Annotated in this window: 19 protein-coding genes; 4 read left to right on the forward strand and 15 right to left on the reverse strand. The window is 34.8% G+C overall.

Features of this window, described 5'->3' with window-relative positions:
- Positions 1–289: 289 nt before the first annotated feature.
- The 4 genes from AB3U99_RS14275 to AB3U99_RS14290 form a co-directional block, all read right to left on the reverse strand.
- Complete coding sequence (locus AB3U99_RS14275) at positions 290–1,567, reverse strand: ribonuclease H-like domain-containing protein (protein WP_400241935.1); 1,278 nt, start codon at positions 1,565–1,567, stop codon at positions 290–292.
- 10 nt (positions 1,568–1,577) lie between these two features.
- Entirely contained in the window at positions 1,578–3,860 is a 2,283-nt protein-coding gene (locus AB3U99_RS14280; protein WP_400241937.1) for a DEAD/DEAH box helicase, read from the reverse strand.
- An 86-nt stretch (positions 3,861–3,946) separates the two neighbouring features.
- Positions 3,947–4,729 carry an alpha/beta fold hydrolase gene (locus tag AB3U99_RS14285; protein WP_400241939.1) on the reverse strand — a complete coding sequence of 261 codons (783 nt, stop codon included), beginning with the start codon at positions 4,727–4,729 and terminating at the stop codon, positions 3,947–3,949.
- 5 nt (positions 4,730–4,734) lie between these two features.
- A complete protein-coding gene (locus AB3U99_RS14290) occupies positions 4,735–4,869 on the reverse strand; it encodes a hypothetical protein (protein WP_400241941.1) in 135 nt (44 codons plus the stop codon).
- Between the two features lie 267 nt (positions 4,870–5,136).
- On the opposite strand from AB3U99_RS14290, the gene AB3U99_RS14295 reads away from it, so the two are divergent.
- Both AB3U99_RS14295 and AB3U99_RS14300 read left to right on the forward strand, forming a co-directional pair.
- Complete coding sequence (locus tag AB3U99_RS14295) at positions 5,137–5,622, forward strand: Hsp20/alpha crystallin family protein (protein ID WP_400241943.1); 486 nt, start codon at positions 5,137–5,139, stop codon at positions 5,620–5,622.
- 143 nt (positions 5,623–5,765) lie between these two features.
- Positions 5,766–5,918 (forward strand): YpzG family protein, encoded by a 153-nt coding sequence (locus tag AB3U99_RS14300; RefSeq protein WP_065429091.1) that lies wholly within the window; start codon positions 5,766–5,768, stop codon positions 5,916–5,918.
- A 54-nt stretch (positions 5,919–5,972) separates the two neighbouring features.
- Here the strand turns inward: AB3U99_RS14300 and AB3U99_RS14305 are convergent, their stop codons facing one another.
- The 4 genes from AB3U99_RS14305 to AB3U99_RS14320 all read right to left on the reverse strand — a co-directional run bounded on the left by AB3U99_RS14305 (position 5,973) and on the right by AB3U99_RS14320 (position 8,607).
- A complete protein-coding gene (locus AB3U99_RS14305) occupies positions 5,973–6,485 on the reverse strand; it encodes a YppG family protein (RefSeq protein WP_400241944.1) in 513 nt (170 codons plus the stop codon).
- 324 nt (positions 6,486–6,809) lie between these two features.
- The gene (locus tag AB3U99_RS14310) at positions 6,810–7,181 is read right to left on the reverse strand and encodes a YppE family protein (protein ID WP_400241946.1); all 372 of its coding nucleotides are present in this window, start codon (positions 7,179–7,181) and stop codon (positions 6,810–6,812) included.
- A 48-nt stretch (positions 7,182–7,229) separates the two neighbouring features.
- Positions 7,230–7,490 (reverse strand): hypothetical protein, encoded by a 261-nt coding sequence (locus tag AB3U99_RS14315; protein WP_400241948.1) that lies wholly within the window; start codon positions 7,488–7,490, stop codon positions 7,230–7,232.
- Positions 7,491–7,638: 148 nt separating this feature from the next.
- A complete protein-coding gene (locus AB3U99_RS14320; protein ID WP_400241950.1) occupies positions 7,639–8,607 on the reverse strand; it encodes a DUF2515 family protein in 969 nt (322 codons plus the stop codon).
- An 89-nt stretch (positions 8,608–8,696) separates the two neighbouring features.
- Here AB3U99_RS14320 and recU point away from each other — a divergent pair, with 89 nt between their 5' ends.
- Both recU and AB3U99_RS14330 read left to right on the forward strand, forming a co-directional pair.
- Positions 8,697–9,302, forward strand: coding sequence for a Holliday junction resolvase RecU (recU, locus tag AB3U99_RS14325; protein WP_400241951.1), 606 nt, complete (start codon positions 8,697–8,699; stop codon positions 9,300–9,302).
- A gap of 35 nt (positions 9,303–9,337) precedes the next feature.
- Positions 9,338–12,013 (forward strand): PBP1A family penicillin-binding protein, encoded by a 2,676-nt coding sequence (locus AB3U99_RS14330; RefSeq protein WP_400241953.1) that lies wholly within the window; start codon positions 9,338–9,340, stop codon positions 12,011–12,013.
- Positions 12,014–12,103: 90 nt separating this feature from the next.
- Here AB3U99_RS14330 and AB3U99_RS14335 read toward each other — a convergent pair whose 3' ends face one another.
- The 7 genes from AB3U99_RS14335 to dinG form a co-directional block, all read right to left on the reverse strand.
- The gene (locus tag AB3U99_RS14335) at positions 12,104–12,619 is read right to left on the reverse strand and encodes a YpoC family protein (protein WP_400241955.1); all 516 of its coding nucleotides are present in this window, start codon (positions 12,617–12,619) and stop codon (positions 12,104–12,106) included.
- Positions 12,619–13,275, reverse strand: coding sequence for an endonuclease III (nth, locus tag AB3U99_RS14340; protein WP_400241956.1), 657 nt, complete (start codon positions 13,273–13,275; stop codon positions 12,619–12,621). Before nth ends, AB3U99_RS14335 begins: the two co-directional genes overlap by 1 nt.
- A gap of 323 nt (positions 13,276–13,598) precedes the next feature.
- The gene (locus tag AB3U99_RS14345; RefSeq protein ID WP_400241958.1) at positions 13,599–14,309 is read right to left on the reverse strand and encodes a DnaD domain-containing protein; all 711 of its coding nucleotides are present in this window, start codon (positions 14,307–14,309) and stop codon (positions 13,599–13,601) included.
- 188 nt (positions 14,310–14,497) lie between these two features.
- The gene (gene asnS, locus AB3U99_RS14350) at positions 14,498–15,790 is read right to left on the reverse strand and encodes an asparagine--tRNA ligase (protein WP_400248082.1); all 1,293 of its coding nucleotides are present in this window, start codon (positions 15,788–15,790) and stop codon (positions 14,498–14,500) included.
- 357 nt (positions 15,791–16,147) lie between these two features.
- Positions 16,148–17,347, reverse strand: coding sequence for a pyridoxal phosphate-dependent aminotransferase (locus tag AB3U99_RS14355; RefSeq protein WP_400241960.1), 1,200 nt, complete (start codon positions 17,345–17,347; stop codon positions 16,148–16,150).
- 22 nt (positions 17,348–17,369) lie between these two features.
- Positions 17,370–17,843 carry a DUF5590 domain-containing protein gene (locus tag AB3U99_RS14360; protein ID WP_400241962.1) on the reverse strand — a complete coding sequence of 158 codons (474 nt, stop codon included), beginning with the start codon at positions 17,841–17,843 and terminating at the stop codon, positions 17,370–17,372.
- Positions 17,844–18,045: 202 nt separating this feature from the next.
- A complete protein-coding gene (dinG, locus tag AB3U99_RS14365; RefSeq protein WP_400241964.1) occupies positions 18,046–20,826 on the reverse strand; it encodes an ATP-dependent DNA helicase DinG in 2,781 nt (926 codons plus the stop codon).
- Positions 20,827–21,203 lie beyond the last annotated feature (377 nt).

Genomic DNA, 21,203 nt, shown 5'->3' on the forward strand with positions numbered 1-21,203 from the left:
ACTTGGCTATTACGGCGGCATAATTTTTTTTATAAATGGGCATAAAAACTATCTTTTAGTGTTGTAAATAAGATGATTGTTAAACAAATAAGAACAAAAAACAAACACATAACCACTTTATACAAGTTCGTTCACTCCAAATTAGTATTTCATTTATTCTAACCTGTATTTCAATGATATTATCTTACTGTTAAACTGCTAGAAGATAATTCTTAGAAATAAAAACAATTTTTTAGTATAAATGAACCAATTACTATTTTAATAGGGAACTGGCGTGCAAACAACTAGGTTATTGATGGAATATCTGTTTTCTTTTATTCGTTTGCAGTTTTCTTTCCACTCGTTCACTTCTTTTTTGAAGCTCAAACATCATTTTATCTAGCTTGTTATGGTGTTTTACTATTTGCTGTGCTTTTTGGGTATAGTTTAATGCCATTTGATAGTTTTTCTCTTTATGCTCTGCCATTTTTGCAAGTTCTATCAGAGATTGTAAAACAATTGCTACTTTTGTTTCGTGTGTATAGGTTTGAATAATTTTTCGCCAAAGCTCGGCAGCGTCCTCTAATCTTTTCTCTCTTTTATACTCTTTCGCCAATAAAAAGGCAGCCTCTAAAACTTCTTCTTTATTTTGCTCCTTAATACTTTGTAAATTTTGCTTTGCAATATCAGTCTGCCCTATTACGGCATACCATTTTCCAACTTCTAATGCCTCTTTGGCGCTAATTTTATGATCTTTTCTTAGCAATTGATAGCTTAAATGGGTATATAAAGTGATAAGAGAAAGGATATCTATTTCATTATGCTTTAAAATACCAAGCATTCCTTCAGGATTCTTTCGTTCAACAAAGTCAAAATAAATCATTGGAGCGAGAAATCCGGGAATGTCATCTACCCGCTTTACTCCAAGGATTTCTTCCTCAACTATAGACAACTTTGTTCTATCTAATCGATGTTTCCACATTCGCCTTGCCCCGTGGTATAAATCAAAATGACCAAATTCAGGGAGCTTCGGTACATGCTCCTTAATTAGCGTATGTCTTGTTTTTACTTGAGGCCAATCAAAAGCCTTTCCATTATATGTTACGAGTGTTGTGTAGTCTACGTTCTCTAGAAAACTATTAAATAAAGGAACTTCTGCTCCTGGATATGGTAATATATGCTGTTTCAATACAATCTCGTTTTCTCGTAATTGTGCATACCCAAGAATAAAAATAGTATTTCCCGCTCCACCTCCAAGACCAGTTGTCTCCGTGTCAAAGAAGAAAAGCTCCTTTGCTTTATGACCTTTTGCTGAAAGGGGATGCTCATAATTCACTTTATTCCATTCATCTACAATGTGACAAAACTCACGAAATGTATAATTCCCATGTGTATAGCCCAGCGGATATCTTACTTCGCGAATCAAACAATATTCCTGATCCAGCCAATACGGATGGACATTTTCTTCCTCCCACTGCTGCATAAATGGAATATTATTTCCCTTTATCTCGATATTTTTCACAGGGGCAGTCTGTTCTTCTTTTTTTATATGAGACTTCATTCTGCTTAGCTTATTTTTAATCGACATATTAATCCCCTTAAATAGAAAAATCACTTTCCTCCAAGAGCGAGAGGATTCTAATTACATCCCTTTTACTGTTATTCGAATGGCTCTCTGTTCCTATACAAGAAGGACAGCCATATTCACAAGCACAATTTTTCACCATTTTTTTTGCTTCCCTTAATACTGCTGGCATTTCTTCATATATTTTTTTACTTAAGCCAATCCCACCTGGGTATTGATCATAAAAGAAGATTGTTGCTTTTTCATTATGCTCTGCTTTTACCTGTGGAACTACATGTAAGTCAGATGGATCTGCCATTACAAGAAGCGGTGCAATATGTTTTAATGCATGTGCAGCACCAATTAGCCCTTGTTCGGTTTGCTCTTGATTCCATGCTAATTTTTCTTGTGGAAAAGAAATCCAAGCCGCGTTCGTATGAAGCTCTTCTTCAGGAAGAGTAATGGGCCCAGACCCTATATTTTCATGTGTTTCAAATTTTATTTTTTTAAAGATTGTACTCATTGCTATAATACTAACATCGCCAAAGCCTGTTTCTGCTTCCGAATAATTACTACGATTATCTTCTTCCAAAACCTTTAGGGATACCGCTAAATTGGCATCTGTATAATAATCGACACTGACTTCACGAACATATGCTTTTTTCTCTTCCCAATCAAGTTTCTCAACTTGATATTGAATCCCTTGATGCATGTAGATAGCTTCTTCATGTAAAAGTGTCATTGCAGAAAAGCGATCGCTTTCTCCAATCACCCTGCTTTTACTAACATCAGAAATATCAATAATGACAATATTTTCTTGTGAAGCAGAACGAAGACTTATATTATGTGCTGGAAAAGAATCATTCATCCAATACCATTTATCCCCGTTTTGAAAGAGGATTCGCTCTTCAGTTAAATACTCGAGTATTTCGGTTATTTCACAATTTCCAAATGTGTCTCCTTCTTTAAAAGGAAGCTCGTAAGCCGCACATTTCATATGATCGATCAGAATAATCAGATTATCAGGGTTTATCCTCGCTGTTTCAGGATTTCTACTAAAGAAATAGTCAGGATTAGCAACCATATACTGGTCAAGGGGACTAGAGCTTGCAACCATAATCACTAGTGATTCATCATGTCTACGACCAGCTCGCCCCGCCTGTTGCCATGAACTTGCAATGGTACCAGGATACCCTGTCATCACACAAGCTTGGAGTTGTCCAATGTCTACACCTAGTTCTAATGCATTGGTGCTAACAACTCCATAAATATTCCCATGTCTCAAGCCTTGCTCAATTTCTCTTCTTTCCGATGGTAAATACCCTCCTCGATAACCACGGATAGATTTTGGACCAAGCTGAAACTTAACAAGTTCCTGTAAATAAGTTAGTAGTATCTCTACTCTCACTCGACTTTTGGCAAAGACGATTGTTTGAATTTTATTTTTCAACAATTCTCCTGCTAACTGTCGAACTTCTAAAGTTGCACTTCTCCTAATATTTAAAGGAATATTCACAATTGGAGGATTATAAAAGACGAAATGTTTCTTGCCGCTTGGAGCACCATTATTGTCAATTAGCTTAACACGCTGTTCTGTTAAATTTTCTGCCAATTCCTTTGGATTCGCAATTGTAGCAGATGTACATACAAAGACAGGATTACTGCCATAGAAGGCACAAATACGCTTTAACCTTCGAATTACATTCGCTACATGACTGCCAAAAACGCCTCTATAAATATGCAACTCATCGATAATGACATATTTCAAGTTTTCAAATAAAGATACCCATTTTGTATGATGTGGCAAAATCGCTGAGTGAAGCATATCTGGATTTGTAATGACGATATGTCCTGCTTTTCGAACCTTTTGTCTAATCGAAGCAGGAGTATCTCCGTCATATGTATAGCTATTTATTTGTAATTCTGCACTTTCAATTAGCTCATTTAATTCACTTTTCTGATCCTGTGCAAGTGCCTTTGTAGGAAACATATATAATGCTCTTGCATTTTTATTCTCAGCAATCGACTGGATAACGGGTAGATTATAGCAAAGTGTTTTTCCTGATGCAGTTGGAGTGACAGCAACCACACTATTCCCTTCCCGAATCGCCTGATAGGATGAGTATTGATGTGTATAAAGCCTTGTTACTCCCCTCTTTTGCAAAGCATCCTTTAGATTAGGAAATAAATCATTAGGAAGCGGGACTGTTACTGCTTCTTTTGCTTCAATTGTATGCCAATAGGAAATTCTTTCTTTATAATCTTCCTTTGTTTTTAATTCTTTGATAATTTCTTGAAGGTTTTTACGTACTTTCATTTTGGTTCACCTCTATTACATCCATTCTACCGAATAGACGTTCGATTTAAAAGAGGTTTTCCAAAGAAAATAACAACCATTATTTGTTAGTTTTGCTTTACAAATGAGCAGATTGCATTTACTAAATCATTTGGAGCTTCCTGCATACTCATATGTCCAGTTTCTAATCTGACTTCTGAAATATTTAAGCTTGATGCAGAAGCTACACGATCCATTGAAACCACTTTATCTTTTGTACCCTTTAGCAATAAAATAGGCAGCCTGGCTTTTTCCACAACATTATTTCTATCTGGTCTTTTTCTCATAGCTGCCTGTGTTTCCATCGCTGCTATAGCGTTGGTGCCATATCCAATTTTTTTTGCCTTTTCCACCTCGCTTGGTAGCTTGTCAAGTGACTCGTCCGCAAATAAATTAGGAATTAGACCATTAACAAACTCTATTATCCCAATGTCTTGAATTTTTCGAATGGCGTTTAGCCTTCCTTCCTTGCCTTCTTCTGTATCAGGGTATGCGGTGGAATGAATTAAGCCAAATCCCTTTAAGCTTTCTATAAAAAGATCAGCAAACGCCAATGTCACATAACCGCCTAGGGAATGGCCAAACATATATACTTTTTCAATCCCTAATCCCGTTAATAACTCCTTAATATCCTTTGCTAAATCTTCTATCTCAAAAGGTTCTCCACTAAAGCTTGAAGTTCCATGTCCTCGTAAATTGACTGCTAATACATGATAGTTCTCTGCAAGGGGTGGAATAATATATTCCCAGTAATCTGTACTTCCACAAAAGCCATGAATGAGTACAATGGTTTCCCCTTCTCCTTTTTCTACATAAGAAAGCTCTTCCTTACCAACTTTTATAATATTCATTTTTACTAACTTCCTTTCATCCACTTTTCATTTAATATAGCACTTTTTTTAGAAGCAGATAAAGTGAAACCTCCATCAGTTGAGCTTTTCTTTCCTCCCCCATTAATGGATAGTTGTACCATTCTGACCTCTTTGGACAATTTATCTCCCCCAGATCTTCCTCAAATTCTCATAAGCAAGAGATGAGCGGCTTATTGTCCGGTAAAATGTGGGATAAATCAAAACTCATACAATCATCATTTCTAATTCTAATTCAAAATAGTAAAAGAACGTAACACCAATTGTTTTTATTAGGCATAGTATAAGTAGAAAAGAGCCTATTCATTTGCAGTTTTCTTCCCTGAAATGAAAAAGGAAGAAACCATTTATCATTTTATGTTCATGTTTTATGTAAGGAGTGATTTACAATGTCTTCAAATTTCCCAATCGACCCGAATAAAAAGGAGAAAAGCCCTCAAGTTCTTAATGGATTTATGCGTTCCATGAATCAATTTTTTCAAGAAAAGCCAGTGAAAAACTTCCTTCAACAAATGGATGAATTTTTTAGCAATCCCTTTCCAAACATGGCTTTTTCCGTTAGTGTAAATGAAACGGAAAGTGCAACAATTATCAAAGCAGAACTTCCAGGAATCAACAAAGAACAGATCCAGCTAGATATTTTTGACTACCATTTAACAATAAGTGTACACCATCAGGAAATTATTACAGAAGAAAATGCGAAAGCGAAAACATTTCATACAAGTCAGACGTTTAAAAAAAGCAGTAGAAGTATTACGTTCCCTCACCCTATTGATGAAAAAAAAGTCAAAGCATCCTATCAAAATGGCTTGCTTACAATTAAAGTCCCAAAACAAAAAGGGACAAAAATAATGATTGAAGACCAAAGTTCCTAAACCAAAAAGAGTAAATAATTTATAATTTGCGCATACTATTAGTGGATGCTAAAAGAAACACACTCTCCTTCCATATATGTAAGAAGGAGAGATTCCTTTTACATCCATAAATTTCTTCTAATCTTACTTCCTGAGGTGATAAGATGAGTTATAAAGATCAGTTAGATTCTCATTCTGCGCTTTTTCATCACAATTGGACGAGACCAAAACGTTCTAAGTCCCAAGTAAATGGGCATACACAAATGTCTCAAAACAATATCATTCTAAGAAGTAATGCAAAAGCACACCGCTGGTAAGTAGAGAAAAAAGAAATGGAGGCTGTCGATTGACAGCCTCCTTGTTCGTTCTGCTTATACTTTAAAGATTCCGCCGACGCCTTTCACTAATCCCGTAACCTGATTCATCGCGTTCATCATCATCCCAGCAGTATCCATCATCTTATTAAAATCTAATGAACCATCTTGTGATTTAAAAGAATTCATAATACTTTTCACATTCCCTTGTTTTTTGGGGATAAATGACTGCTTTGGATATGGATTCATAAAGTTTGGGTTTTGATTCATATAATTTTGCGAGTAATTGTTCATTTCTGTATTCTCCATATAATGCAATGGATTTTGGAAAATGTCTTGGGTGCTCTTGTATGCATTTTGCGGATGATAATAACTCGGTTGATTGTTTGGGTAATTTGGTTGCATTGGCATATTATAGAAGTTTTGTCCATTCATTCCTGCCCCATTCCATTGCCCTTGGTTCATGTTCATATACGGATAATATTGTCTATTATCGGGTTGCATATATGGCGAGGTATAAGCGTTCAGATAAGGTACATTTCTTCTTTGTGGATTAGATGCTCTATACATGAAATTCTATCCTCCCACGTTAAAGGTATCCTTCTCTACTATATGATGATTTCGCCTATACCGTGCATTAATTATCTAAAAACGACTGATTATGAAGGTGTCAATTTCTCTGTTACCCGCATCTCTACTTTTTGATTGTTACGGTCACAGATGTGCCTTCTCTGATCTCTTTTCTTATCAAACGCAATTTTCATAATACCTGTCCTGTTTTACTCTAGCTTGCGCTTTTTCAAATTGAATAGAGGAAAATTGCTCTACTTATAAACAAACGAAAAGAAAAAATGCAAAAAAAAAGAGAATTTTCATCTCCTTTTTGAAATTCCCCTATTGTCTTTCTGCTTTTAAAGCATCAAGTAATGTTTGTAATATATACTTTACAGATTTTACCGAATCGAGAAATCGTTTCTTGCTCGTTTGCGTAAAAAAGGCTTGAATAGAAATTATTTCAATATGATCAGATGCCGTATTAATTTGAATGGTATTCAAATAATCAGGCTTTGCTTCGCTGACCCATGTTTTAGCCAATTCCTTCCATTCATCATTAATCTGTTTAATTTGATTTGCAAAGGGACGAACGATGTCATAAAAATCCTCATTTACTCCCGATTCCTTCACTGTGTAAAACGTCTCTACTGCATATTCGACTGCTTCTAAAAGCTTCTCTGTATGTTCAAGCAATTGATGATTTTCGGTCATTTTGCCACTCCATTTACCTAATATCGTTAATCCCTTCATTTTAGCGATTTATTTCGCTAAGTTCAAGTAAAGTGGCATTTTTCTTGCATATGGAGGAAGATCAGAAGGAATGCATAATGGGCTTGCTGAAATTTTTTTCTCCAGAGTAGCCATTAAATTTTCTATTTCATTTAAAGAAGTGATATGCTCCTCGATAAGTTGCATATTTTGGTTTTTCGATTTTAAAAGCGTCGCATCTAATGTATCTAATTCTTCTTGGATTTCTTCTAACATATTCAATAACTTTTCTTTTGTATAAGCAATTTCCATGCAAATCCCTCCAAGCTATTTTGATATATACTCTTTTCTTTTTTTTTATCAACTATCCTGCCCAGTTGACAAAACTAGAAGAGATTCGGCAAAGAAAGTATATTTTCTTATTACTCGTTTAAATTTCGACAAATCCAGAAAAAATTGACTAAAACCACTTATTTTCTTGACGAATAAGTTCATGTAACTGCTCTTGTTTTTTAAAGTACCAATCCGTTATAAGGAAAGGTTCATTATGATTGCTACTTATTCGCCACTTATGCTTAATTTTCTTTTTATACCAATCCTCTCTTGCGCGATTGCGATGGTTGACTACTGGATAAACAGCTCGCAGTATTGGTGTCGTATTGGCTATTTTTGGGTAAATATATTTTTCATAATCCTTTCTTGAGCCAGTATGTTCTATTTTTCTTGCAAAATCATAGAACTCTTGATATAAATTATTTTTAAATAAAAGGGCTGCTAAAGTATTTCCTAGCTTAATTCTTTCATCAAGAGAAGTAAAGTTAGCAACGCTAGCTCCGTAAAGTTTCCCTTGTAAAGTTGGAAAAAGAACAGCGTTAAAATGCAGTAAATCTTGAAAAAGATAGGGAAGATAATGAAAAATATGATGCTTAATTCTTGCATTTTTAATTACAGGCTTCTGGATAACGTTTTGTTCATTAATAATCAAACTGTTCATTAACCTTTGCTTATCCTTATTCTCCCAAAATCCCAACCATTCTTGTTCCATAAAAGTGGAAACCTGAAAAACTTTTAATAAATGAAACATTGGTGCGTTTATTTTCGTCGAATATTCATAGAGTAATAATTGGGGGTATGCATCTTTAAAAATAAGCCAATTTGCTTTCTCATAGGTTAAGTAAATTTGCTGCCTTTTTTTCTGACTAACTAATTGTGGTAGCCAGCGCCCGTTTAAGTCACACATATTCCAGCCAGCATTGCGCGAAACCTGGCTGGCAAGAAAAGCCCATTGTATTTCTTGATTTTTGTTATAATAACGAAGATAGGCATTTGTTCTTGAAATATTGTCTAAGTTGCACTTATCGGTAATTAGCCTTATTCTAGTTATAAGTTTTTCTTCAAACGGAGAAAAATACGAATTTATACCTATCAAAATGTTCACCTCTTATGAACGCTTTATGGTATTATTGTTTGTTGATTGCAATAAGTTATACTTTGAAAGAATCTTTGTGAGGTGAAAAAATGAAGATTCATTATCCAAATGGAAAAAAATATACTCCGGTAGGAAACGATATTATTAAGCCGCAAAAAAAAAATAGCTATAGTAACCGGGGAATGACTTTAGAGGATGATCTGAATGAAACAAATAAATATTATTTAGAATTTGGAAAGGCCGTCATACATAAAAAACCGACACCTGTTCAAATCGTTCAGGTTGATTATCCAAAAAGAAGTGCTGCAGTCATTAAAGAAGCCTATTTTAAACAAGCTTCCACTACAGACTATAACGGTGTTTATAAAGGAAAATATATAGATTTTGAAGCGAAAGAAACGAAGCATACTACTTCCTTTCCGCTAAACAACTTCCATGAACACCAAATCAAACATATGCGGATGGTATGTGAACAACAAGGAATTTGCTTTGTCATTATCTCCTTCTCTGAAACAAATGAAATATTTTATCTAGCTGCAGAAAAACTCTTTATGTTTTGGGAAAGAATGATAAATGGCGGAAGAAAATCGATTACGAAACAAGAATTAGCAATCAATGGTCACTCTATTAGTCTAGGTTACCACCCTAGAATTGACTATATTAAAGTAATCGATATGATTTATAAATTTAACTAATTCCTTTTGTTTTTCAAAGAAAGGTAGGAATAACAATGACAGATAAATATCAAACGCGAGAGGAGCGCCGCAAGCAACTCGAAGCCTCTAAGAAAAACGCTCCTAAGAAAGCAAAGAAAAAAGGTAGCATAAATTTGTTTAAGCGCGTTCTGCTTATCTTATTAACAATCGGTATTATTGGAATTATTGCTGGTGGCGTAACATTTGCCATCATGGTTAAAGATGCGCCAGAATTGAATCCTGAAACGTTAAAGGATCCAATTTCTTCAACTATTTATGATAAGAATAACGATGAGATAGCTAAGGTTGGAGCGGTTAATCGAGACTATGTCAATTATGAGGATATACCAGACTTAGTAAAAGATGCGTTTATCGCTACAGAAGACTCACGTTTCTTTAAGCATCATGGAATTGATCCAATTCGCTTAGGTGGAGCAGTTATTGCAAACTTCAAAAATGGGTTTGGTTCAGAAGGAGCAAGTACGATTACTCAGCAAGTAGTAAAAAACTTTTTCTTTAACCAACCGCAAAAAACATTGAATCGTAAAGCCCAAGAAGCTTGGCTTGCCCTTGAGCTAGAGCGCAAGTACTCAAAAGAAGAAATCTTTGAAATGTATGTTAATAAAATTTTTATGTCTGAGAATATGAGCGGTGTTAAAACCGCTGCAAAAGTGTATTATGACAAAAACTTAGACGAATTAACATTACCAGAGGCTGCCCTTTTGGCAGGGATGCCACAGGCTCCAAATGCCTATAATCCATTTAATAACCCAGAAAGAGCAGAGAAAAGACGTAACATCGTTTTATCATTAATGTATCAACATGGATATATTTCAAAGGCAGAAATGGAAGAAGCACAAAAGACATCTGTAGAAGATACATTAGTTGCAAAAGAAAATCGTCAATCAAACGACCTTAAATATGATCCGTTTATAAAACAAGTTATAGCTGAAATTGAGAAAAAATATCCAGATGTCAATGTATTTACAGACGGATTAGAAATTTATACAACAATGGACAAAGATGCACAAGAGTATGTGGAAGAATTAATGTACAAAGGGGAAATTGTAAAATTCCCAAATGAAGATTTCCAAGCTGGTATTACCCTTTTAGATACGAAAACTGGTGGTATATTAGCACTTGGGGGGGATCGAGATCCAGAGGTGAAGCTAGGTACAAACTATGCTACGGATGTACCAAGACAACCAGGATCTACTATTAAGCCAATCTTAGACTATGGACCAGCTGTTGAATACTTGAAATGGGGAAGTTATCAAACATTAGTGGATGAACCAACGACCTATAATGATGTGAATAAAACACCTATCAATAACTTTGATAATCGTTTTCTAGGATCGATGACAATGAGGGAAGCTCTAGCACGCTCTAGAAATATCCCTGCTCTAAAGGCATTCCGAGCTGCAGGTGCAGAAAATGCTCAAGAATTCGCAGTAAATCTTGGTATTCCATTAGATGATATTCAAGAGTCCTATTCAATCGGAGGACTAAGAGATGGAATAACCTCTCTTCAACTTGCTGGCGCATATAGTGCTTTTGGGAATGAAGGAGTATACAATGAGCCCCATGCTGTTCGTTCCTTTAAATTAAAGGATGGAACAAAAATTAATATGGAGCCAAAATCAAAAGTTGTCATGCAAGATTACACAGCTTTTATCATTTCTGATATGTTAAAGACTGTTGTAAGTGGACCTAACGGAACTGGAGCACTTGCAAATGTACCTGGATTACCGATTGCAGGTAAAACAGGTACAACAAATTATTCGAAAGATGATCGTGAGAGATTTAATATACCTAACGATGGTAGAGTGCCTGATGCATGGTTTGCTGGATATACGACCAACTATACCATGGCCGTTTGGACTGGATATAAAGATCGAAAAAATGGTTTATTAGCAAATGGGTATGATCAAAAGGTTGCTCAGCATATTTTCAAAGCAGTAATGGGACATATTTCTGAAGATGTAGAAACAGCTGATTTCAAGCAGCCAAATAGCGTCGAAACGATAAAAATAGAAAAAGGCACGTATCCAGCTAGATTGGCAAGCTCTTATACACCAAGCAGTCAAATTCTTACGGAGTATGCAGTCAAAGGAAATATTCTGAATGAAATATCCCAGAAATACAATAAGCCAAATGCTCCTGCTGGAGTTAAAGCAAGTTATAACGAAAACAGAGATGAAATCGAGTTATCATGGAGTTATGGGGATAAAAAAGGCATAAAATTTGACGTAAGTGTAAGCGTCGATGGTGGAGCTAGCGAGCAACTGACTGTTACTTCCGATACAAGCTTAAAAATTGCAAAACCAACGCCTGGTAGTTCGTATACTTTTACTGTAAAAGCTATAAAAGATGATCAGGAAAGTGATCCTGTATCTAGTAATATTTCTGTGCCAGAGAAAATCGAGGAGCAGCCACCTGTAGATCCAAATGAGACGATAGATGACGAGGAAGATCAAGACGATTCTAATGGCGAAGAGTCTGGTGATAATCAGGATGAGAAAGACAACGAAGACTCTAATAATGGCGGAGAAAATAACAGCAACAATGGAAATGGCAATAACAACGGCAATGGGAGCAATAACGGTAACGGAAATAATAATGGGAATAATGATACTGGTAACAGCAATGTTCAAAACGATAACACTAGCACGACTGCTACCAATCAAGATAAAGATAGAAATAGAGATTAAAATCGAAATGATTCTCAGTAAACTAATTAAAGAACCTGTTTAAGCAAAAGAAGAAGGACAATTCCTAATGGAAAAGTCCTCTTCTTTTTTCTAAACATCTCTATTTAATTTTACTAATTTTATCGCAAACTGCTTTTCCAACTCTTTAAACAACTCATCCAATTGTTTATAGGAATGATACCCATTCAGTCTTTTTAGTATAAATTCGAGTCGATCTTCTAAATTAAATGGCTTTATTTCTAGACTTTTGTCTACCAAACCGTCTATTAAAGTCACTGGTTTTTCATTTATCCAATATAAGCATTCTAAAAAGTATTCCATTGCCAATGTTAATCCGTATTGAAGATTCGTCGTATCTCTTTTAGCTGCAAATTGTTGTAATTCCACTTTAAGCTGTTTCCACTCTTCTATTACCTTTTTAACACATTCCTGAAAATTTTCTTTATTCCACGGCTGAAACGTTTCCTTATTTTGATAGTAATTTGCTTCATGCAAAAATGCCGGTCTCCTAACAAAGCAATCCGTCATTAAACAAGAAAATTCCTTTATCACTGGGAAAGGACCATATAAGAGCTGTATTGGTGCATCCAATCGATTCTTGTCCATTACACAATACCTTTAGTCTTCATTCTTTTTTTCCCTTCTCTACATAATGCTAGAAGCGGACAAGCTTCACATTGAGGATTTTGCGCCTTACAGTGATATCTACCAAAAAAGATCATGCGGTGATGTGTAACAGACCATTCGTCCTTGGGAACTTTTTTCATTAACGTTTTTTCTACTTCCAAAACAGAATCTTTCCATCTGCAAATCCCTAATCGTTTACTTACCCTTTCGACATGTGTATCAACAGCAATAGCAGGAATATTATAGGCAACAGAAACAACAACATTTGCCGTTTTCCTTCCGACACCTGACAGATTAATCAATTCATCTCGATCCATTGGTATCTCACCATTGTATTTTTCTAAAACCATTTGACAAAGTTTTTGAATATTTTTTGCCTTATTTCGGAATAGACCAATAGAGCGAATATCATTCTGCAATTCTTCTAAAGGTACACTTAAGTAATCTTGTGGTGTCTTATATTTTTGAAATAAGTCTTTTGTCACCTTATTAACTAGTGCATCGGTACATTGTGCAGATAAAGATACTGCTATCACTAATTCAAACGGATTGGAATGAATTAATTCACAATGTGCCTCAGGAAACATTTCTCCCATTTTATCTAGACAATATCTAATTTCATCTTTTTTTAACATATAATCCTCCGAAATGATAATCTTTCTAAACTATAAAAAAGGGTTGTTCTAAGAATAGAATGGAGCTTCTTTGCTCTATCTAAGTAATTTTTTTACTAGATAGATAATGCGTGTAAAGAAGTCTGAACGATTCTTATAACAATCCCAGCTTTGCAAGTATAGATGGTTTCGTGAATTTGTTGCTTTTTCACATGGAAAATTTTGTATCAGAAAGTTTTTTGTTATTAACAGACTTGCTTTCTTCTGGAAAAAGTAGAGTTCTCATACATGGAAAAAGACTCTCCCATTTTAAAGTCGAGTATCATTAACCATAACTACTAAAATTATTGATCCAACCAATTATAAAAAGGTACTGCTTTCTTGTTGGTAGTTTCCTCCTTCAGCTCCACTTTATATGCAGCAGTCTGATGTTGTCGAAACTTTTTCCCATGACTTTTTGCTTGTTCGATTGTTTTAATTCCATTCTTCTTCCATTCAAACAAGATTCGATCAATATATCGAAAATTTAATTTACCTGAAATAACTGCTTCTCTAAGCGCTGCTTTAATAATAACCATTTCATGCTGATCGTCATCGACCCACATATTTAGGGTTTCTATTTCAAACGGAGATAATGGTCGACCAAATTCTCGTTCAAAGCTAGTATATAAATCAGATTCTTCTTTTTCGTTTAAAGCTTCTTCTTCTTTTTTATTATTTAACAAAAACTGGTCGATTAATTTATTCCAAAGAGGCTCTAAAGAATATCGCTCAAACCGAATTCCTGTATCACTGTTGCCTTCTATTATTTCAATAAATCCTTTTCTGATTAACTGGCTCAATATTTCACGACAATCCATACTATCTAAAGTCATGTGAGCAGCTATTTCTGCAGGCGTTGGAAAATCATTGCCTCGTTCTAAATAGTAATGTACCTGCAATAGAAGTACTAATTCTTGCTCATTTATTTTTAAATGTTTGTAATGTGTTAGAAGTGTGGAAGGTATATTTATATTCCCTTCTTGCAACCATTTTAAAAAAATTGTTTTATTCATAAGGACACCTCTAATCAAGTATATCATGTTGGCCATAAGCATGTAATAATGAAAATCAACCAAACCTAGCAATAGTTAACAAAAAGAAGAAGGGAGAAAATAGGATTGTTATCAAGGATGCCCTCACTTTTATTCAATGTGAGATCATCCTTAGAAAAACTTTCCGTATTTTCTACCCTACTCTTTCATTAAGGATATAGACGATTTAATAATCTTGGGAATGGAATTGTTTCACGAACATGCTCTACTCCCGTAATCCAAGCTACTGTTCTTTCTAAACCAAGTCCAAAACCAGAATGTGGTACAGATCCATATTTTCTTAGCTCTAAATACCATTTATACGTTTCTGGATCTAATTGATGCTCTTCAACACGTTTGCTTAAAAGCTCCATGTCATGAATACGCTCAGATCCTCCAATAATTTCTCCATAGCCTTCTGGCGCAATTAAATCAGCACAAAGCACTACATCTTCTCTTTCTGGATGTGGTTGCATATAGAAAGGCTTAATCTTCGTTGGATAATGTGTAATAAACACTGGTTTATCAAAACTTTCAGCGATTGCCGTTTCATGTGGTGAACCAAAATCGTCTCCCCACTCAATATCATCAAAGCCTTTTTCATGTAAGAATGTTATGGCATCATCATAGCTTATTCTTGGGAATGGAGCTGTAATCTTTTCTAATATAGAAACATCTCTTCCTAATGTTTTAAGCTCTAGCTGACAGTTTTTCAACGCGGATTGAACAACATAGGATACATATTGTTCCTGAACTTCTAGATTTTCTTCAAACTCTACAAATGCCATTTCAGGCTCAATCATCCAGAATTCAATTAAATGACGTCTTGTTTTTGATTTTTCGGCACGGAAAGTTGGTCCGAATGAAAATACCTTCCCTAATGCCATTGCTGCAGCTTCCATATATAGTTGTCCACTTTGTGATAGATAAGCATCTTCATCAAAGTACTTTGTTGCAAATAGTTCGGTTGTACCCTCAGGAGCACTTCCTGTTAAAATTGGTGGGTCTACCTTTGAAAATCCATTTTCATTGAAAAATTCATAGGTAGCACGAATAATTTCATTTCTTACTTTCATTACTGCATGCTGACGTTTTGAACGTAACCATAGGTGACGATTATCCATTAAGAATTCTGTTCCATGCTCTTTTGGCGTAATCGGATAATCTGTAGATGTATGAATCAATTCAACATTTGTTACAAGTAATTCGTATCCAAACGGAGAACGTTCATCCTTTTGTACAGTACCAGTAACATAAACAGAAGATTCTTGCGTAATTGTTTTAGCTGTTTGAAATACTTCTTCCTCTACATCACTTTTAACAATTACTCCTTGTACAAATCCAGATCCGTCGCGAAGCTGCAAAAAGGCAATTTTTCCACTAGATCGCTTGTTGGCAATCCACGCACCTAATTTAACCTCTTTATCAACATATTTTGGTAACTCGGCAATAGTTGCTTTAATCACAATTAACTCCTCCAAAAACAAATAAATATATGTACTTAAATAGAGACGGTTTTTCTTCACACACGATAAAGATAATAGCTAAACCGCTTCTTCCTACCTGTTTAGCCTATTTAGTAGAAAACGTACTAGTTAAGAAAAAAATATTCTACCAAAACATTATACCTTTACATCTTAACACAATCAACACTATCGACCTTACAACAGGCAACAATAATAGTGTTTATATATATGTCCTCTTTATTATATCTTTTATATTAATTGTTTACATTACAATATTCCAAAACAACAAAGAAAAGAGAGAATGCCGAAAAAAGATATGGAATCTTTTTTGACATACTCTGCTATGAAGATAACTTAATTGTTAACAACCATTTTCTTTTCCACAAACTGCTCCATTCGCGATACAGCGTCTTCTAGCTTATCAAGTGATGTTGCATAAGATAGACGGATGTAATTGTCCGCTCCAAATCCTGATCCTGGCACAACAGCAACTAATGCTTCTTCTAACAAGCCAGTAGCAAACTCATCTACTGATGCATATCCTGTTAATTCTACTGCTTTTTTCACATTTGGAAATAAATAAAATGCCCCTTTTGGCTTTAAGCACGAAAAACCAGGAATTTTATTTAATTTCTCATGAATGATGTCTAAGCGCTTGTTAAATGCTTGGCGCATTTCTTCCACCGAATCTTCGGGACCAGCGTAAGCTTCAATCGTCGCATACTGAGACGGTGTGGTTGGATTTGAGGTACTGTGACTAGCAAGATTCGTCATCGCTGTGATTATTTCTTTATTACCTGCGGCATACCCAATTCTCCAGCCTGTCATCGAATGGGATTTTGATACGCCATTTATAATAATAGTACCTTCTTTAAGAGCAGGAGATAAAGAAGCAATCGATACATGTTTACTATCACCATAAACCAATTTCTCATAAATTTCATCAGAAATAATTAAAATATTATGTTCTAAGCAAATGTTTCCAATTGCCTGTAATTCTTCCTCTGTATAAATCATTCCAGTTGGGTTACTTGGTGAATTAATGATGACCGCTTTAGTTTTAGAAGTTATTACCCCTTTTAATTGTTCTGGAGTAATTTTAAATTCATTCGATTCATATCCCTCTACAAAAACTGGTACACCTTCTGCAAGCTTTACTTGCTCTGGGTAACTAACCCAATATGGGGTAGGAATAATTACTTCGTCACCTTTATCCAAAATGACCTGGAATAAAGTAAATAATCCATGTTTTGCACCATTTGTAACGATAATCTGATTTGTTTCATAATCTAAGTGTTGATCTTTCTTTAGCTTTGCTGCAATTTCTTTTTTTAATGTTAGCAATCCTGATGCAGGAGTGTATTTGGTATGTCCTTCATTCATGCTTCTAACAGCAGCATCAATAATATTTTGAGGAGTGTTAAAGTCTGGCTCTCCTGCGCCTAAACCAATCACATCATGACCAGCTGCTCTTAAGCTCGCTGCTTTTGCAGTAATGGCCAGTGTTGTGGATGGCGTTAAAGCGTTCACTCTTTGTGCTAATTGAATTTTCATTTCTATTTACCACTCCTATCAGTTAATAATTTTCAATTGTTAAAAGGATTTCTCCTGTCTCAAAATCTAGCCAATGGTAGTTTATCGAGTCCGTATCTGTATGAGTATAAATCTCCCAGACAGGCAATCCATCATACATCCCTAAACGGACTGCATTTATTTTTTCTGGTGTTTGCTCCGATAATAATATATTAAGTGCTTCTTGTTTGGTTAGCCCATCTTTTTTCAGCTTTTGAGTAACTTGATGGTCTTGTTCATTTATCCAAACAATAATTTCTTCATTATTATCGTTTTTTCCTTCTAAAATATAATAGGCTTCCTTCCCATTATATAATTGAAAGCTGTCAATCTTCTTCAAATCTGATTCATTTTTAGCAATCGTTTCAGCTAGTTCTCTTGCAGATTTTACAGGCTTCATTGCTTGTACATATGTATTAATACTCACACCTATACCAATTAGAATGACAACAATAACGATCCATATCCATTTTCTCATAATATTACATCACTTCTTTAAAATCGTATTTTGTACATAGGTTATTATAACAGTATTTATAAATAGAAAGAAATTATTTTATATAATAATTGGTTGTTTTTAGGCAAGAAAATAATGATTTTGCTATACCACTTAAACGATTCATATAGGCATTCAAGAAGCATGCTTTTCTCAGAACGCCTATATTCACCTGGAAAAATATTTACTTAAGCCAGTTTTCGATAAACTTAACCATTTCATGACTATTTTGTTGCTTAATCGGCACAGTAGGAATGGACTGCAGGAATGTGTCACCATAAGAGGTTGTAACAATCCGGCGATCAAAAACAATAATAAATCCTCTATCCTCTTCCGTGCGAATTAATCTACCAAATCCTTGTTTAAATCGCAAAACTGCTTCTGGAAGACTGTTTTCTAAAAAAGGATTTCCTCCCTTGTTTTTAATTAGCTCATTTTTCGCTTCTGTTAAAGGATCTTCTGGTGAAGAAAACGGTAATCGCACAATAATTAAGCAGGTTAAGTCCTCTCCAGGAATATCAATTCCTTCCCAAAAACTATTAGTGCCTAATAATATTGCTTTATCATAACGTTGAAAATTACGCGTTAATCTCATTCTACTCCCATTTGTAATCCCTTGAGCTAAGATTGCGTATTCTTCTAGACAACCACTTTCTTTCATATAATCATATGTTTTTTTAAGCATATCATTTGCCGTAAAAAGAATAAGCATTCGTCCCTTTGTAGCTTGTGCGATACTGATTATTTGCTCTCCGATTGTAGATACATAATCATTTAATGATACTGTATTAACTTCTGTTACATCAGTTGGGATAAGTAATTGAACTTGTTTCTCATAATCAAATGGTGAATCAATTTGAACTTCCAGTTGGTTATTTCCTAATCCCAACCCTTTAGCATAGTATTCAAATGAATTATTAACAGTAATCGTTGCAGATGTGAACACAATACTTTTTTTCTTATTAAAAAAGTTCTTCTGTAAAGTTTCAGCAACAGAAGTAGGTTGTGTATAGATTACTGCATTGTTTGGGTAATTCTTTACATCGGCTTCCAACCATGCTATATTGTCCCCTACTCGTAAAAACATTTCCCGTAAATGGTTAATGTATATTTGCCAATCGTTTAAAACCGATTCGATTCTCTCCACTACAAGCATTTGAGAGGCTTTAAACTTCCTTCCTTGTTCCTTTAACTGCTGTACTTTTTCTAAAAGAACTTCTCTTCCATCCTTCCAAAGAAAAATGATCCGTTCCGCAACGCTTTTGACAGCATTCCAATCTCCCATCCCATTATTCTTTAGCCGATAGCTACCTTTTCCATCTCTTCTAGGTTGATTCGTTTTTTTCGCATAGCGAAGAACTGCTCGAAATAGTTCATCTAATTCAACATGTAATGCAAGGATAAATTGATTAAACTCCAATTTCTGATGGACATGAGATTCCCCTAACATATTTTCTAAATGAAACATGAGCTGCTTTTGATCCGTGGTGCCAATCGCATTAATACTTAAACGCACAGCAATGTAGGAAAAGCGAAATCCAAAATGCTTTGTCGCTGTTTTTTCAAAATGATGTCCTTCATCTACAATGACATAATCATAGGAAGGGAGCAGATGTTGATCAGCTGTGAGATCTTTTATAAGCAAAGCATGATTCGTTATAATCATATTTGCCTTTTGTGCTGCATTTCGAGTCCTTCTATAAAAATCCTTTGAAGCCCATTCTTTAGAGATAGGTAAAGAAAAATTTCCGTCATTTTTTATTTTTTCCCAGTAATTGCTGCCGCCACTTGTTAAATTCAATTCATCTTTATCGCCTGTTTCTGTCTCTGTTAACCAAATTAATATTTGCATTTTTGTAAGGATAATATCATAATTATCATCTTGCTCTTTTAAAGAAACTTCAAATTTATCTAAACTGATATAATGATTTCTACCTTTTAATAGCGTATAAGTTATAGGAAATGGAAGAATACTTTTTAGCAAGGGCAGATCCTTATGAAAAAGTTGTTCTTGTAATTGGGTTGTAAACGTACTAATAATTACTTGCTTTTTATTTCCTATCGAAAAATAAGCAGCCGGCACTAGATAGCCAAGAGACTTTCCTACACCTGTCCCAGCTTCAATAAGCCCATGGCGGTTGTCTGATAAGGCCTGATGAACAACACCCATCATTTCTAATTGCCCATCTCTTCTTTGATAAAAAGGAAAAGTGTCCCTCATTCTTTGCTCAATTTTTTCAACATCAAAAGAAACAGAACAATCTCTTCTTTGATCAACTATCAGATTACTAGGCAATCTTTTAAGTGTTAATCCTCGATATACCTCCCAATTTTCCGGTATATATTCTATTTTCGATTGTTTTTCTTGAATAAGAGCCTGTAAATAAATATCTAAATCGCTTTTGAGCGATGAACTTAAGAATTCTAATTGCTTCGTCGTTACTTGAGGCAGCACGTTCAGCTTCTCCAACAGTATTAGCAATAGCTCGGCTGTAACATAAGCATCACTATCAGCCTGATGTGGTCTGCTATGAACAAGCCCTTCTTGTGCAGCAAGATCAGTTAATTTATAGCTATCTGCTGTTGGGTATAAAATTCTTGCTAATTCTACTGTGTCAAGAATCGGTCCATAAAACTGCTTAAATCCAGCCTGCTCTAGCTCTTCATTTAAAAAGGATAAATCAAATAATACATTATGGGCTACAAAATAAGCATCCTCTAATAAAGAAACAATTTTATCTGCAATTTCGTCAAAAATTGGTGCTGATTCCACCATTTCATCGGTTATTCCAGTTAATTCTTCTATAAACGGTGAAATTGGTTGAAGAGGATTAAGTAAGGATGAATATTCCTCTACTATTTTCCCGTTTTCAATGATAACTGCCGCAAATTGTATAATTCGATCCCCTTTTCTCGGAGAATTACCGTTTGTCTCCAAATCAACTACTACAAATTTGTTACTCATTACGTCCACCTCAAACTTTCAGTCATTCAAACGGTATCATAAAAATGAAAAAAGGGAAAGATGTTAGTTCTCAATTAGTGGTATTCTTTTTATTGTTCCACCTCGTAAAGTATGTAGTCATCCCTTTATTATATAATGGAATCTCTTTTAGATGCATGTAAAAACAAGGCTGTTTCGTAAAATTTGCTGATATTAATAACCCAAGCATGCATATCCTTCGCTTTCTATAGTCCCTATACTTCAACCTCATCAGTATTTTTCTGTGTCCCAGCTATTCTTGCTAGTACTCTCATGAATCAACTGAATTAAGGCTCCAATAATCTTTTAGAAAATAAACAAAAATAATGATAAAATAAAACGTAAAAATTAATTGTAAA

This window comes from Niallia tiangongensis (genome assembly GCF_044704065.1).
Taxonomy (GTDB): Bacteria; Bacillota; Bacilli; order Bacillales; family Cytobacillaceae; genus Niallia; species Niallia tiangongensis.